General features: G+C 47.3%; 11 protein-coding genes. 7 read left to right on the top strand and 4 right to left on the bottom strand.

The genetic code is table 11. The features are described 5' to 3' along the window. Nucleotides 1-59: 59 nt before the first annotated feature. The 3 genes from MMOL_RS11670 to hemE all read left to right on the top strand — a co-directional run bounded on the left by MMOL_RS11670 (nucleotide 60) and on the right by hemE (nucleotide 7,381). Nucleotides 60-4,751 (top strand): glutamate synthase-related protein, encoded by a 4,692-nt coding sequence (locus MMOL_RS11670; protein WP_015833246.1) that lies wholly within the window; start codon nucleotides 60-62, stop codon nucleotides 4,749-4,751. Nucleotides 4,752-4,807: 56 nt separating this feature from the next. Next, complete coding sequence (locus MMOL_RS11665) at nucleotides 4,808-6,235, top strand: glutamate synthase subunit beta (RefSeq protein WP_015833245.1); 1,428 nt, start codon at nucleotides 4,808-4,810, stop codon at nucleotides 6,233-6,235. A gap of 81 nt (nucleotides 6,236-6,316) precedes the next feature. Continuing rightward, nucleotides 6,317-7,381: a uroporphyrinogen decarboxylase gene (gene hemE / locus MMOL_RS11660; RefSeq protein WP_015833244.1), complete on the top strand. Its 1,065-nt coding sequence runs from the start codon at nucleotides 6,317-6,319 to the stop codon at nucleotides 7,379-7,381. Nucleotides 7,382-7,505: 124 nt separating this feature from the next. On the opposite strand, the gene MMOL_RS11655 is transcribed toward hemE, so the two are convergent. After that, the gene (locus tag MMOL_RS11655) at nucleotides 7,506-8,246 is read right to left on the bottom strand and encodes a dienelactone hydrolase family protein (protein ID WP_015833243.1); all 741 of its coding nucleotides are present in this window, start codon (nucleotides 8,244-8,246) and stop codon (nucleotides 7,506-7,508) included. Nucleotides 8,247-8,623: 377 nt separating this feature from the next. On the opposite strand from MMOL_RS11655, the gene thiS reads away from it, so the two are divergent. The 4 genes from thiS (at nucleotide 8,624) to mltA (ending at nucleotide 11,548) form a co-directional block, all read left to right on the top strand. Next, nucleotides 8,624-8,827 (top strand): sulfur carrier protein ThiS, encoded by a 204-nt coding sequence (gene thiS / locus MMOL_RS11650; protein ID WP_015833242.1) that lies wholly within the window; start codon nucleotides 8,624-8,626, stop codon nucleotides 8,825-8,827. 59 nt (nucleotides 8,828-8,886) lie between these two features. Continuing rightward, nucleotides 8,887-9,690, top strand: coding sequence for a thiazole synthase (locus MMOL_RS11645; protein WP_015833241.1), 804 nt, complete (start codon nucleotides 8,887-8,889; stop codon nucleotides 9,688-9,690). A 134-nt stretch (nucleotides 9,691-9,824) separates the two neighbouring features. Next, nucleotides 9,825-10,208 (top strand): Co2+/Mg2+ efflux protein ApaG, encoded by a 384-nt coding sequence (apaG, locus tag MMOL_RS11640; protein ID WP_015833240.1) that lies wholly within the window; start codon nucleotides 9,825-9,827, stop codon nucleotides 10,206-10,208. A 62-nt stretch (nucleotides 10,209-10,270) separates the two neighbouring features. Further along, nucleotides 10,271-11,548, top strand: a complete 1,278-nt coding sequence (mltA, locus tag MMOL_RS11635) for a murein transglycosylase A (RefSeq protein ID WP_015833239.1) — start codon at nucleotides 10,271-10,273, stop codon at nucleotides 11,546-11,548. 118 nt (nucleotides 11,549-11,666) lie between these two features. On the opposite strand, the gene pqqA is transcribed toward mltA, so the two are convergent. From pqqA to MMOL_RS11625, 3 genes are all read right to left on the bottom strand, one after another. Further along, nucleotides 11,667-11,738: a pyrroloquinoline quinone precursor peptide PqqA gene (pqqA, locus tag MMOL_RS12120; RefSeq protein ID WP_012777389.1), complete on the bottom strand. Its 72-nt coding sequence runs from the start codon at nucleotides 11,736-11,738 to the stop codon at nucleotides 11,667-11,669. A 159-nt stretch (nucleotides 11,739-11,897) separates the two neighbouring features. Further along, on the bottom strand, nucleotides 11,898-14,156 hold the full coding sequence (locus MMOL_RS11630) for a lipopolysaccharide kinase InaA family protein (RefSeq protein ID WP_015833238.1): 2,259 nt from the start codon (nucleotides 14,154-14,156) through the stop codon (nucleotides 11,898-11,900). Between the two features lie 6 nt (nucleotides 14,157-14,162). Further along, entirely contained in the window at nucleotides 14,163-16,127 is a 1,965-nt protein-coding gene (locus MMOL_RS11625; RefSeq protein ID WP_015833237.1) for an LTA synthase family protein, read from the bottom strand. Nucleotides 16,128-16,190 lie beyond the last annotated feature (63 nt).

Here is a 16,190-nt window from a genome sequence, read left to right as displayed (position 1 = left end):
CTCATAGGCATTTAGCGGTAAACTTGAAGGTTCCGCTAAATGTTTTGTGATTAGATAATATGGCAACAGATTTAAGTAAGCAAATTGGTTCTGAAAACGCACTGGCTGCACATGATGATGCAGTTGCAGTTAATCCTGATTTGTATGCAGGGCGACCAGCAAAACAAGGTTTATACAGACCTTCAAACGAGCGCGATGCTTGTGGCGTTGGTTTCGTAGCACATATTAAAGGCAAAAAAAGTCACGATATCGTGCAAAAAGGTTTGGAGCTATTAACCAACCTAACGCACCGTGGCGCAACCGGCTATGACCCTAAGTTGGGTGATGGCGCTGGTTTGCTAATGCAAATGCCGGATGCCTTCATGCGCAAAGAAGCTGCCAAGCTTGGTATTGAGCTGCCTGCGGTAGGTCAATATGCAGTAGGTAATGTGTTCTTGCCGCAAACTGCGAGCAACCGTGCTGCCTGTGAAGCGCTATTCACAACGATCATTGCAGAAGAAAATCAAATCTTGCTGGGCTGGCGTGATGTGCCAGTAGATAACAGCAATATTGCACAAGCTGCGCGCGATGTAGAGCCGACCATGCGTCAGGTGTTTATCGCGACTAGCGGCACAGATCAAAACGTATTCGAGCGTAAACTGTTCGTGATTCGTAAACGTATCGAGCATGCAGTACGCGCGCTTGAATTAACTGACCACGCAGCGTTCTACATGCCTTCATTGTCATCACGTACCATCGTGTACAAAGGCATGTTGCTAGCGAACGAAGTTGGCATCTACTACCAAGATCTAAACGATGAAAGCGTTGTGTCAGCATTAGCTTTAGTGCACCAACGTTTCTCTACCAATACTTTCCCAGCTTGGGACTTGGCACATCCGTTCCGCATGATTGCGCACAACGGCGAAATCAATACCGTACAAGGTAACGTGAACTGGATGGCGGCTCGTCACGAAGCGATGCGCTCAACCGTGATTGGCGAAGATTTGGAAAAACTATGGCCATTAATCGCCGAAGGTCAATCTGACTCTGCCTGTTTCGATAACTGCTTAGAGTTATTGGTAGCGGGTGGCTATAGCTTGCCGCACGCGATGATGATGTTGATTCCAGAAGCATGGTCAGGCAATCCACTGATGGATGAAGAGCGCCGCGCGTTCTACGAATACCACGCTGCATTGATGGAACCATGGGATGGCCCAGCAGCGGTAGCGTTTACTGATGGTCGTATGGTGGGTGCTACGCTAGACCGTAATGGTTTGCGTCCAGCACGTTACTTGGTAACAGATGATGACATCGTGATGATGGCGTCTGAAATGGGTGTGTTGACATTCCCACAAGAAAAAATCGTTAAAAAATGGCGTCTGCAACCAGGCAAAATGTTGTTAATCGACATGGAGCAAGGCCGCATTATTGATGACGCAGAAGTGAAAAAAGAGCTGGCTACTGCCAAGCCTTACAAACAATGGATTGAAAAATCACGTTACTTCTTGAGCGATATGCCAAAAGTACAAGGCGAGCTAGAGTTGGCTGCAGATTTATTAGATACACAGCAAGCATTTGGCTACACCCAAGAAGACATCAAGTTTATCTTGCAGCCGATGATTCAAAGCGGTGAAGAGGGTTCAGGCTCTATGGGTAACGACGCTGCATTGCCAGTGTTGTCAGCGAAACCAAAAGTCTTGTACAACTACTTCAAGCAATTGTTCGCACAAGTGACTAACCCACCTATCGACCCGATTCGTGAAGAGTTGGTGATGTCATTGATCACCTTCATTGGCCCTAAACCAAACTTGTTAGGTTTAGACGAAACCACACCGCCTATGCGTTTAGAGGCGAGCCAGCCAGTATTGATGCTGGATGAGTTGGAGCAATTGAAAGCGATTGCTACCTTAACGCAAAACCAATATAAATCATTGGTGTTAGACATTACCTACCCTGCCACACAAGGTAAAGCGGGTATGGCAGCAGCGGTTGCCAGCATCACTAAAGCAGCTTCAGATGCGGTGCAAAATGGCTTCAATATCTTAATCTTGTCTGACCGCAACGTAAGTGCAGACCGCGTGGCTATTCCTGCGCTGCTGGCTTGTTCAGCAACGCATGAGCATCTAGTTAAAGCAGGCTTAAGAACCAGCACTGGTTTGGTGGTAGATACCGGTTCAGCACGTGAAGTGCATCACTTTGCATTGTTGGCAGGTTACGGCGCAGAGGCAGTTTGTCCATGGCTCACTTTTGAGACCATTAAAGACTTGGCAACAGATAGCTATGTTGCGAATAAGAACTTTGTAAAAGCAATCAGCAAAGGCTTATACAAAGTGATGTCTAAAATGGGCATTTCTACTTACCAGTCTTACTGCGGCGCACAGATTTTTGAAGCGATCGGTTTAAATAGTGAGTTTGTAGAGCAGTACTTCACTGGCACGGTGACAAATATTGAAGGTATTGGCTTAGATCAAGTGTCTGAAGAGGCTGTGCGTCTGCATACTGCTGCTTTCGGCGTTGACCCGGTATTGGCAAACCACCTAGAAGCAGGCGGCGAGTACGCTTACCGTGTGCGTGGTGAGGAGCATACATGGACGCCTGAGTCTGTAGCGAAGCTGCAAAATGCAACACGTACCGGTCAATACGACACCTACAAAGAATATGCTAAGTTAATTAACGACCAATCACGCCGTCACATGACGCTACGTGGCTTGTTTGAAATCAAATCAGCAGGCGCGGCGATTCCATTAGAGCAAGTAGAGCCAGCAAAAGAAATCGTTAAACGTTTTGCTACTGGCGCGATGTCATTGGGTTCTATCTCAACAGAAGCGCATGCAACACTAGCGATTGCGATGAACCGTATCGGCGGTAAATCTAACACTGGTGAAGGTGGTGAAGACGCTAAGCGCTTTATCCCTGTGGCTAACGCAACCACCATGGCTGACGTGCTGGGTGCGAATTTGATTGAGAGTAACATCAATCTAAAAGCTGGCGACTCAATGCGCTCCAGCATTAAGCAGGTGGCATCAGGCCGTTTCGGTGTGACTGCTGAGTACCTGGCAAATGCAGACCAGATTCAAATTAAAATGGCGCAAGGTGCTAAACCAGGCGAAGGCGGTCAATTACCAGGCCATAAAGTATCAGAGTACATCGCTAAATTGCGTTTCTCTGTGCCAGGCGTTGGCTTGATCTCACCTCCTCCACACCATGATATTTACTCGATTGAAGATTTAGCGCAGTTGATTCATGACTTGAAAAACGCTAATCCTAAAGCTTCGATTTCAGTAAAATTAGTATCTGAAACTGGCGTGGGTACGGTAGCTGCTGGTGTGGCGAAAGCTAAATCTGACCATATCGTGATCGCAGGTCATGATGGCGGTACTGGTGCATCCCCTATTTCTTCTATCAAGCACGCAGGTGCGCCGTGGGAGTTAGGTTTGTCTGAAACACAGCAAACCTTGGTATTGAACCAATTGCGCGGCCGCGTGGTAGTGCAAGTTGATGGTCAAATGAAAACTGGCCGTGACGTGGTGATCGGCGCCTTGCTAGGTGCGGATGAGTTCGGTTTTGCTACTGCTCCATTGGTCGTTGAAGGCTGTATCATGATGCGTAAGTGTCACTTGAACACTTGCCCAGTGGGTGTGGCGACACAAGACCCAGAGTTGCGTAAACGCTTCACAGGTCAACCAGAGCACGTAGTGAACTACTTCTTCTTCGTTGCCGAAGAGGTACGTGAGTTGATGGCATCTATGGGTATCGCTAAGTTTGACGACCTGATTGGTCGCCCAGATTTGTTGGATATGCAAGCCGGTATCGACCACTGGAAAATCAGCGGCCTGGACTTCAGCAAAGTGTTCCACCAACCAGATATGCCAGCAAGCGTGTCACGTAAGAATAACGACGTGCAAGACCACGGTTTGGTTAACGCATTAGATAACCAATTAGTTGCATTAGCAGCACCAGCGTTGGAAAAAGGCGACAAAGTAGTATTGGATCTGCCTATCACCAACACTAACCGTACCGTAGGTACCATGTTGTCTAACCAAGTGGCTACCCGTTACGGTAACGCTGGTTTACCACACGACACTATCCATGTGAATTTCACAGGTACATCAGGCCAAAGCTTTGCTGCATTCCTGGCGAAAGGCATTACCTTTAACCTAACTGGCGAAGGCAATGACTACGTAGGTAAAGGTCTATGCGGTGGCCGTATTGTGATCAAACCACCAACAACCTTCCGTGGTATTTCACACGAGAACATCATTGTGGGTAACACCGTGATGTTTGGTGCAACGACCGGTGAGAGCTATTTCAGCGGCGTAGCTGGTGAGCGTTTCTGTGTACGTAACTCAGGCGCTACCGCAGTGGTTGAGGGTGTAGGTAACCACGGTTGCGAATACATGACAGGCGGTACAGTCGTGGTGTTAGGCGTGACTGGTCAAAACTTTGCAGCTGGTATGAGTGGTGGCGTAGCTTATGTTTACGATGAAGATGGCTTATTTGCAAAACGCTGCAATATGGGTATGGTGTCTTTAGAGAAAGTTGAGCATGTTGACAATGTGGCGCCAGATGCAGTGCATCATTTGGATCAGCCAGATGAAGTAACCTTGCTGGCTTTAATCAACAAGCATGCTGAATATACAGGCAGTGGCCGCGCTAAAGCGCTACTTGCTGACTGGGATAACGCACGTGCCAAGTTTGTTAAAGTAATGCCAAACGAATACAAACGCGCCTTGATTGAATTGGCTGAAGATAAAGCGCTAGTAGCGGCCTAGAGTCGCTTTTAATATGAAACAAGTAAAGAGACTCTTTAGGGAAAAGGCTTTATAGTATGGGTAAAGTAACGGGATTTATGGAATTTGAACGTCTGTCCGAGGCAAATTTGCCAGTACAGGATCGCGTTAAAAATTACAAAGAATTTGTACTGCATTTAACAGATGACCAAGCTAAGCAGCAAGGTGCACGCTGTATGGATTGCGGTATTCCATTTTGTACAACGGGTTGTCCAATCAACAATATCATTCCGGACTGGAATGATTTGGTCTACCAACAAGACTGGCGCAGTGCGATTGATGTATTGCACTCCACCAACAACTTCCCGGAGTTCACCGGTCGTATCTGCCCTGCTCCGTGTGAGGCAGCATGTACACTGAATATCAATGCGGATGCGGTAGGTATTAAATCTATCGAGCACGCGATTATAGATAAAGCTTGGGAAAACGACTGGGTACAGCCACAAGTTAATCCAAACAAAACTGGTAAAAAAGTAGCGGTTGTTGGTTCTGGCCCTGCTGGTTTGGCAGCGGCGCAACAATTGGCACGTGCCGGTCACAATGTTGTGGTGTTGGAGAAAAACAGCCGTGTCGGTGGCTTGCTACGCTACGGTATTCCTGACTTCAAAATGGAAAAATCACACATTGACCGCCGTATGGCGCAGATGGAAGCTGAAGGCGTTGAGTTCCGCGTGAACCAACACGTAGGCGAGAACGTAAACGCTGATGCCTTGGTGGCCGAGTTTGATGCAGTGGTATTGGCAGCAGGTGCTGAGCAGCCACGTGATTTGCCAGTAACTGGTCGTGAGTTGGATGGCGTACATTTCGCCATGGACTTTTTAACACCGCAAAACAAGGTGGTGGCTGGCGATACTATTCCAGACCAAATTAGAGCTACCGGTAAGCATGTGATTGTGATTGGCGGCGGTGATACCGGTTCTGACTGTGTTGGTACTTCAAACCGTCATGGTGCAGCTAGCATCACCCAGTTTGAGTTGATGCCACAACCACCAGAGAAAGAAAATAAAGAGTTGGTATGGCCTAACTGGCCATTGAAACTACGTACTTCTAGCTCACATGAAGAAGGCGCTAACCGTGACTGGTCTATCACTACCAAAGAGCTGATTGGCGAAAACGGTAAAGTAGTGGCACTGAAAGGTGCTCGCGTAGAGTGGAAAGATGGCAAGATGTCTGAAGTTGCTGGTACTGAGTTCACCATTCCAGCTGATTTAGTGTTCTTGGCCATGGGCTTTGTGTCACCAATCCAAAAACTGCTAGAAGCATTTGGTGTAGAAAAAGACAACCGCGGTAATGCTAAAGCAACTACCGACGGTGTTGGCAGCTATAAAACCAACAAAGACAAAGTGTTTGCGGCTGGTGACGTACGTCGCGGTCAGTCTTTAGTGGTTTGGGCAATCCGTGAGGGTCGTCAGGCTGCGCGTGCAGTAGATGAATTTTTGATGGGCTCATCAGTATTGCCACGTTAAGTTAACGCCACAGTATGACAATGTAAAAATAAAGGATACAAAGTAAAACCACTTTGTGTCCTTTTTTATTTAGGTAACCAAATGAATCAATTAAAAAACGACACGTTCTTAAAAGCATTGATGCGCCAACCAACGGATTACACGCCAGTGTGGATGATGCGCCAAGCAGGGCGCTATTTACCTGAATATCGTGAGAGCCGTAAAACCGCGGGCAGTTTTTTACAGCTTTGCAAAAATGCACAATTTGCGACCGATGTCACATTGCAGCCTTTAGACCGTTATCCACTGCTGGATGCGGCGATTCTGTTCTCAGATATTCTTACCGTGCCTGATGCCATGGGTTTGGGGTTGTACTTTGAAGAAGGTGAAGGCCCTAAGTTCGAGCGTACCTTACAGCAAGAAGCAGATATCCAAAAGCTGGTAGTGCCGGATATGGCCAAGTTGCAGTACGTGTTTGATGCGGTAAGAAGCATACGCAAGGCTTTAGATGGCCGCGTGCCGTTAATCGGCTTCTCTGGCAGCCCGTGGACGCTGGCTACCTATATGGTGGAAGGCAAAGGTGGTACGGACTTCTTGAATACGAAAAAAATGGCGTACGCACGCCCTGAGCTGCTGCACCACATTCTAGAAACCACGGCACAAACTGTGATTCAATACTTGAATGCGCAGATCATGGCAGGTGCACAGGCGGTGATGATATTTGACTCATGGGGCGGTGCCTTGGCGCACAATGCTTACAAAGAATTTTCACTCAATTACATGCAAAAAATCGTCAATGGTTTAATTAAAACCAATGATGGTCGCACTGTGCCAAGCATCGTATTCACCAAGGGTGGTGGCTTATGGCTGGAAGCGCAAGCTGAGATAGGCTCAGATGCATTGGGACTGGATTGGACGGTAGATATCGGTAGCGCGCGTCAACGTGTGGGTGATAAAGTGGCGTTGCAAGGTAACTTGGACCCAGCTATTCTGTTATCAACGCCTGAGGCGATCGAGCGTGAAGTGGCTGCGGTATTAGCTAGCTATGGCAACGGCCATGGCCACGTGTTTAACTTAGGACATGGCATCACGCAATGGACACCGCCAGAAAACGCGGCAGCGATGCTTAGCGCAATTAGGGCGCATAGCTTGCAATATCATGTGTAGTTTTCTGTTTTATCCATCGCTAGCTAAGTAAACGATATAAAAAAGCCTGATCGATATGATCAGGCTTTTTTGTTTGTGCGCCATGCTAATAAATCGCATGGCGTTTGGATTACTGATGTCTAGCTTACTGGTGCAAAGTACGGCTAAACAGATTCAATGCCAGTTGGTAACCAATCATTGCAGTTTGCGGGTCATAACGTTCACCCTCATCACGCATAAATGCATGTTGAGCATTGAACTCATGCCATGTGAATGTGATGTTAGTGTCACCTAATTTTTTATACACATCTGCACGGCCAGCGGCAGGGATATGCGGGTCTTGTTTACCCCAAATCATCAATAGCTCGCCAGTAATATCGCTGAGGCGCTCCATGCTATGTTGGCCAGGTTTGTTAGGAATCACTTGGGTGTGCAAATCCGTTGCGTAGAAGCAAGCAGTACCTTTGATTTCAGGCTGTAATGCAGCGCGGAATGCTAAGTGGCCACCGATACAGAAGCCCATAGCACCGATGTTGCCGTTATACCAAGCTTGTTGTTTCACAAAAGCAATCATCGCGGCATTGTCGGTGTCGTAGCCTTCAACATCTTTTGCAGATTTGTCGGCGTTACCTTTATCACGGCCTGCATCGTCATAACCCAATACTGTGCCAATTGGATTAAGTTCATGAAACACTTCTGGAACTAATACAGCATAACCGTGGCTAGCGATGATTTTAGCAGCACGCTCAATCGGGCCGGTTTGCTGAAAAATCTCTGAATAGAATAAAACAGTAGGATACTTTCCATTGCCTGTTGGGCGGTGGATATATGTGCGCATAACCCCGGTTGGTGTGTTAAGGTCAGCAATGTTACTTTGAATGTTCATGATAGCTCTCTGAATAGACTTTTCAAATAAAAAACTCGAGATATTGTACAACGCTACACGTGTTTTTTGTGCGATATGTGTACTTTATGCGCATGCAAATACGGCATTTTCTACGATGATTGAGCAGAATTGTTAAAAATTAGAATTAGCTAAATTAAGGTTTGCTAAGAGCACTATAATTTCCGTAAAATGTTACTTTAGAATTTCCGTAAAATGTTGTTTTAAATCTATTTGTGTAAACAATCACCCAGGTTTATACAGTTTCAGGTTAATTCCTATCCGGTGCGTTAGTCAGGCGTTTGCTTCTTGAACTAATCACACGGTTTTAATCACTTAAGTCTTTGTCATATGGTTTTAGTCATAATGGTGCAATTTCTATGCAACTTACAATAAATGGAAAAGCGCGCAGTTTTGAACTTGCGCACATGAATACCGCACAGCTGGTAGAGCAGCTCGAATTAGTGGGAAAACGCTTGGCAATAGAGCTCAATGGTGAAATTGTGCCGCGTAGCCAATTTGAGCATACCAAGCTGTCAGATGGTGACAAATTAGAGATAGTCGGCGCAGTCGGTGGTGGTTAGTCGCCACGTTGAATAGACTCACGATTGTAAACTTGCGATGGTAAATTCGCGATTAATGAATGATGAAGGATAATAAGTTGTCAGATTTATTGAAAATAGCAAATAAGACCTATCAATCACGCTTGTTGGTGGGCACTGGTAAATACAAGGATTTTGCCGAGACCCGTGCAGCAATTGATGCCAGCGGTGCAGAAATCATTACGGTGGCAATACGCCGTACTAACATTGGTCAAACTGCAGGTGAGCCTTCACTTCTCGATTATTTGCCGCCGGAAGAGTTTACTTATTTGCCGAATACAGCAGGTTGTTATTCTGCGGATGAGGCAGTGCGTACGTTACGCTTAGCGCGCGAGTTATTGGATGGTCATCAATTAGTGAAATTAGAGGTGTTGGGCGACCCAAACACTTTATACCCCAATATGACTGAAACGCTGGCTGCTGCTAAAACCTTGGTAAAAGACGGTTTTGAAGTCATGGTGTATTGCTCGGATGACCCGATTATCGCTAAACAACTGGAAGAGATTGGCTGTTGCGCGGTAATGCCACTGGCATCACTGATAGGCTCAGGCATGGGTATTTTAAACCCATGGAATCTGCAAATCATCATTGAAAATGCAAAAATCCCGGTATTGGTGGATGCTGGCGTGGGTACTGCTTCTGATGCAGCGATTGCAATGGAGCTCGGCTGCCAGGGCGTGTTGATGAATACCGCAATTGCTGCTGCCAATAACCCTGTATTAATGGCAGGTGCGATGAAAAAGGCGGTAGAGGCCGGTCGTGAAGCTTACTTGGCTGGGCGTATGCCCAAGAAGCTGTACTCTGCTAGCCCTAGCTCACCAACCACAGGCTTAATCTCTAAATAGGGCTCTATGTCCGTTTGAATCGGCACACCGCTGCTTTGCATGTTACATGCAAGCCTGCGGGCACAGATTCAAACGGCTAGATTAGCTTGTGAATTTTATTACTTTTGCACTGTCGGTTAGGTATTGAACGCGAGATGAGCAGCGATAAACATTATGAATGCACGGTAAAAGTAGAGGTTACTTTTATCGCTGAACAGTCGGATATTGAGCACAATCAGTATGCGTTTGCCTACCATGTGACCATTATTAATACCGGTAATGTCGCTGCGCAGTTGATTAGCCGGCATTGGGTGGTGACCGAGGCCAACGGTGAGCGTAAAGAGATTAAAGGTTTGGGCGTAGTCGGCGCACAGCCTTTGCTCAAGCCTGCCGAGCAGCATGAATATACCAGCGGCACCTTGATTAACACGCCGATGGGTGAGATGCATGGTACTTACCAAATGGTTGCCGAGGACGGCACGCAGTTTGATGCGGTCATTGCGCCTTTTGCTCTAGCGATGCCTAGAATCCTGCACTAAATAGCGGTTGCACTGCACTCATTTCAGCATTAAATATCCCACACACTAGACTTGTGATAAAAATGAAAAAAATTGCACAGAATACTTTGCTTGTAGTGCTCACCTTGCTTGCCACTGCATGTGCAAACACCACCACTAAACCGGTGACGCCGCCTGCTCCACCACAAGCAAAATGTGATTGCGCTAGTGGCGCACCCGTACAAGTACCAGCAGGTAGCAAACCTGCTGAGGCTTCGGCTGAGCAGCAAAAGCAGATGGCAAAGCTATCCGATTACAGCTTGCTGCAAACCGCCGATTGGAGCGATATTGATGGCTTGCAGCTAGATAATTTAAGCCTAGCCTGGCCTGCGTGGATGCAAAGCTGCTCTACCCTAGTGAATAAACCGATGTGGAAGAATGCCTGCAGCGCCGCACAAAAACTAAACAGCGACACTGCAAGCAAGCCGCCAACACAAGCTGTATTGAGCTATTTTCAAGAAAATTTCTCGGTGTATAAAACCAGCAATATTGATGGCTCTGAGCAGGGCTTGATTACCGGTTACTACCAACCGGTGCTGAAGGGTAGCCGTACCAAATCTGCCAAGTACCCTAACCCCTTGTACACCACACCGGATGACTTGATTACGGTAGAGCTAGATAGTGTGTTCCCAGAGCTGAAGTACAAGCGAGTACGTGGCCGTTTAGTCGGCAACAAGCTAGTGCCCTACTATAACCGTGCCGAGATTGAGACCGATGCGTCGCCAGTGAAGGGACGTGAGTTTGTATATATTGACGACATTATCGATGTGTTCTTTCTGCAAATTCAGGGTTCTGGCGTAGTGCAGCTAGATACTGGCGAGCAAATGTATGTAGGTTATGCCGATCAGAATGGCCACACCTATAACTCGATAGGCCGTTTGCTGATTGAGCGCGGTGAGCTGACCCTGCCGCAAGCCTCCATGCAGGGCATTAAGAACTGGGCGCGTAATAATTTGGATAAGCTACGCGACTTATTGAATCAGAACCCTAGCTATGTATTCTTTAGAGAGCTACCAGCTGGCTTGCCAGGGCCTTTAGGCGCACTAGGCGTGCCTATTTTGGCGGAGCGCAGTGTGGCGGTAGATCCTAAGTTTGTACCATTGGGCGCACCGGTGTTTTTATCTACCACTGAGCCTAATAGCAACAAGCCACTCAAACGCTTAATGATGGCGCAGGATACAGGCGGTGCGATTAAAGGTGGCGTACGAGCTGACTTTTTCTGGGGCGCTGGTGCTGCTGCCGGCGCGAAAGCCGGTGCGATGAAGCAAGCCGGCAAGATTTGGGTATTTTTACCTAAGGGCTTCGTGATTAAAACGCAATAAGGCAGTGTTCTCATGCCTCGCTTAGACGTAATTGTCTGATAGGGGTGTAGCTTCTTAAATGATGCGTATAAATAAAAAAGGGTGCCATCAGCACCCTTTTTTATTTATACGTAAGATATTACTTGTTCATTACGTACATTGTAACTTCAAAACCGAAACGCATTTCAGTAGCAGCTGGTGTTGTCCACATAGTAATTCTCCTTTTATATAAATTCGTCTCGCATTTGCTTAAATACAATTGCATTACGTGAGAGAGATATTACGGCTAGCCCGGTTTTGTGACATGACCTTGTTCATTAAAGCTGGCTAGTGAAAATCATTAGAAACAGCTTTGTTTGTCAGGCAGGCTTTACTTTCTGAATTTCTGTTTCAGTTTTTTAATGCCCTTGCGCCCAAACTTTCTCTTAAATGCTACTTTAAAGTCATATAAATAGAGCGATAGTTTAATCTGCAGGGTAAGTTTTCTGCCGATATTGGCGAGATACAAGCTCATAAAGCGCTCACGCCCTGCCCAATGCAGTTTGTTGCATACTCTGGCTAAGTCAGAAATGCGGTACTTCATGGCGGTGGGGTGCGTATAGAAATGCGCGCGTGCGGTATCAATCAGTGAGAATGACAGCTGACGGTTGCTCTGTAGCTGCACCAAGACATTGCCGCCGGATAAATCTCGGAAGAAGGTACCGGTTTGATGCATGCGGTGCAGGTATTGTGCTAACTGGGTATAAGCATCTTCGGCACGAATTGCATAGTCTTTGCCGGCAAATGGGAACTCTTTATTGCCTTTGGCAAAGTGCACGAACATCTCACCTACCGAGCAGTCGGCCTTCACGTAGTCGCAAATATAAAAATTCTGTTTGAGAGTTTTATCCCCGGTCTGCTCGAAAAAAGCCACAGGGTGCGCGGTGCTGATACCGCGCCTTAGTAGCTCCACAGCGCCATTCCAGCTGCGCTTGGCTTTACTTGGTTTGAATCTATCCAAGAAAGCCTTGTGTGGGTACATCTTCACCGGTTGTTTCACGGTGACCTGCGCATCGGGATTGCGCGGGTCTGGCAATGCCCAGATAGCATTGCGCGCATGGCGTAGTGCGCCTGATTTTTGCGGGCTCACCAGCTTGTTCGGATGCAATTGTTCACCGATCAGCACCGCCTCTTCTGCACTGCGAGCCAATATCATGCCAAACCAATTATTCTGACGGAATGGGTAGTATTGCAGCCCTGTAATATGTGCATGGATGGCCAAGTCTTGTGCAAGGCCATAGCTAGGCTTGATGTTAACCACGTGGTTTTTAGGCCAGCGTATATAAATAGGTGATTCATTCACCAAGTGGGCTGGCGCGGCCAGCGGCTGACCGTCACGGTGGATGATTTCAGCTGTGTCGAGGTCGGCGCTGTCATAGATGTCTTGCAACAATGCTACTTTGCCGTTGATAGTCCATAGTGCATGGATATTGTGTTCCTTGGTCTGGAAGTGGTGAATTTCCAAGCCATTGGCACTGGAGATTGCCTGAATATAGTCTGCACCTTGCACCATAGCCGCCACAGTTTTAATGGCGTGAAAGCTGGCGTGACGCCAGAAGTTCTCTAGTTTGCCATCAACACTGGCATAGTGGGTAACCCGCTCTAGTGCAGGGTATTCTGCATCCAACAAACCATCGTCTATCAGACCTTCGCGGTGGCAGATAAACGAGCCCCAGAACGCTTGATCTAGTGCGTCGGATGCCGCATTCAGGATCATATAACGTGCAGCATAGTCGGCTTGCTTTTGTTCGCCGTCCGGCAGTAAGCGCTGGATGCGATAAATGGCCCAAAATGCCACTGGTGAAATAAAGCGTTTAATACCGAAGTCGGTGCCTATCTTTCTGAGCAGGCGTGCCTTTTTCACTAGGTTGTATTTAAAAATGGTGGCCCAGCGGTATTTCAGTATCCGGTGGTCAAAGCGTTCAGGCTCGGAAACACGCTCTGAGAATAGATTGTTGCTGTGCACGTCGGGTAACTGCTGCCGTGCTTTGAGCTGGCTTAATATGCCGATATTGTAGATAGGCTCAAAATCGGTAACGTTAGGGCCTGCTAGCTCAATCTGCTGTTGTTTGATGCTGGTATAAGCAATATTCCAGGCCGCGATAAAGCCATTGGGCGTATAGCCCGCCCAGCGTTTTCTGTTGATGGTGTTGCCGATTTCTATACGCGGGATTTGGCCGCCAAAGCGGCTGATAACGTTATTTACGAAAGTTTGCCAAGTAGCCTGCTCTGCTTTACTCTCCATGTTTTTGGCATGCTGAAATGGCTGTATCAGGTGCAAAGTGACGCTAAAGCCATCATTGATCAGGCGTTGCAGAAAGCGCGCGTTAAAGCTTTCTAAATCACCGTAAGTGAAGTCCAGGCGTACCTGTTTAATCCCTAAGGTGAGCAGCTCTGTCACTACATAATCATCCATTGCAGGGTCGGTGGCGGATGCCACGCAAACCCCGATAAAGTCGTTCGGTACCTGATGCTGTGCGGGCGGTAGGTGCGCCTGGTTGACGCGCATTTTGCCGCTGAAAATGTAGGCTAGACCTTTTCTGATGATAGACCCGGTCAGCATGCTACGCTGTTTAGTTAAGTTGTTCATGCAAGTTTACGGTAAATGGTAACGCTGTTCGTTGTAAAGAAGGTCTGGCAGCAATACGTTTGCCAAGGCACGCTGTTCCAATTCTTTGGCATTGGCCGGCGCTGCTACTTCAGTCATTTTTTTAGTTTTTGGATCATACAAGCCGTGCGCCGGTAGCTTACCTGAGCGCAATACCACCACTTCCTTGCCAGATGGGCTTTCTTCCATCCAGCCATAATTGTCGTTGTATTGCATCATGGCGCGGCCTGGGCTATCGGCAGCCAGGCTGGATAAATCGCGGCCTGTCATTGGGTGCGCAGCTTGTATGCCCATCAGTGACAACATAGTCACTGGCAGGTCAAGCTGGCTGGCAAGCCCGGTATAACGTAGCGGCTTGATGTCTGCGCCTAAAATAAGCGCAGGGATATGGAAGTGGGTAATCGGTACCAAGGCTTCACCGCGCACACGGATGTCGTGATCTGCCACTACTAAAAATACCGTGTCTTTCCAATACGGACTTTGCTGTGCCTTTTTGAAAAACTCACCGATAGCATAGTCTGCATATTTCACCGCATTGTTGTCTGTCGCTTTAGGCTGCTCATACAACTCTATGCGCCCGTCAGGAAACTCGAATGGTGCATGGTTAGAAGATGAGAATGCCAGCGTGAAAAATGGCTTGCCAGCATTGTGGTGCGCCATGAGCTGTTCGTGCGTTTTGTTCAGTAGGTCTTCGTCTGAAACCCCCCAGCTGCCGGAAAACACAGGATTTTTATAATCCTTTTGATCCACAATATGGTTAAAGCCATTACCTAGGAAAAAGCTACGCATATTGTCAAAATGTGACTCACCGCCATAGATAAACTCGGTGTTATAGCCTTGTTTTTCCAATAATGCGGCAATACTGAAGAAGTTTTTTTGTGATTTTGACAGCTTAACCGTGCTATCCGCTGGGGTAGGCTGGAAGCCCGTTACCACCGCCTCAATGCCGCGCACAGAACGGGTGCCGGTGGCGTATAGCTGTTCAAACCAAATGCCTTGTTCTTTGAGTTTCTCTAAGTTGGGCGTGACTGGTACACCGCCTAAAGACTCGACAAAGGTGGCGCCCAAGCTCTCCTGCAAAATAATCACCAGGTTAAGCGGCTTGTCGCGCTTATGGCTAGGATGCAGCGTGGTCAGGGTTGGAATATCCGTATCTTTAGCGCCGGTGATTTTGAATATCTCGTCACGCGGCATTTTGCCGTAGATGTCGCTGGATTTAGTTTCTTTAATTAAATTGTAGGTGGCATAAAACACAGAGTAGCCGGAGTTAAGCACAAGGCTATTGACCATATTATCTGCAGTGATTGCAAACAAAGCCGGGTTGGCAGGACGGTGGCCTAATGTTGAGCGTATACCCAAAGCCGCTAATATTACAATCAGTGGCCATACCAGCCAGGTTTTGGTATTTGACCAACTGGATGGCAAACTGAGCCAAGGGCGCATGAATTTATGCACTAGCCATACAGCTAATGCTACGGCACCTAACGCGCTAAAGATTTCTACTTTAAAGCCGCCCCAAAGCATGCTAAATACTTCATGCGGGTATTTTAAGTATTCCACAAAAATGCGATTAGGCCTTACGTCATATTCACTAATAAAGCCCGGAGTAGCGGCTTCTAAGAACACTAGTAGTACCAGTGCGATGCTTACCCAAACATAACTGAACCTTTGCCAAACTTTAAACAGGCGCTGCGTTGCCAATATAGGGGTGAGCAGTAATGGGATGAAGGCAATTAAGCATAGCTGTATCACGTCTACACGCACGCCCTGCAGCAAAATCTCGGCTAACTTACCAGTGTTGCTGACACGCTCAAACTTCCATAGCACCAGCCCCAAACGGGTTGCCGACAACATTGCGAGACCCACAAGAAGCATTGCAATCAATGGTGCAAATGGGCCTAATTTAGCGGAAAATTTCCAGATAGATTGGTGTAGTTTCTTAATCAAAGACATGAGCGTGTAGACAGTAAAATAGTTTTGCTATTATAAGGTTAAAGATATTTTTCTGCCTGATGT

It is taken from the genome of Methylotenera mobilis JLW8, assembly GCF_000023705.1.
In the GTDB taxonomy this organism is placed as follows: Bacteria; Pseudomonadota; Gammaproteobacteria; order Burkholderiales; family Methylophilaceae; genus Methylotenera; species Methylotenera mobilis.
Note: the sequence above shows the minus strand (reverse complement) of the source record. Positions and strands in the feature narration are given on the sequence as shown.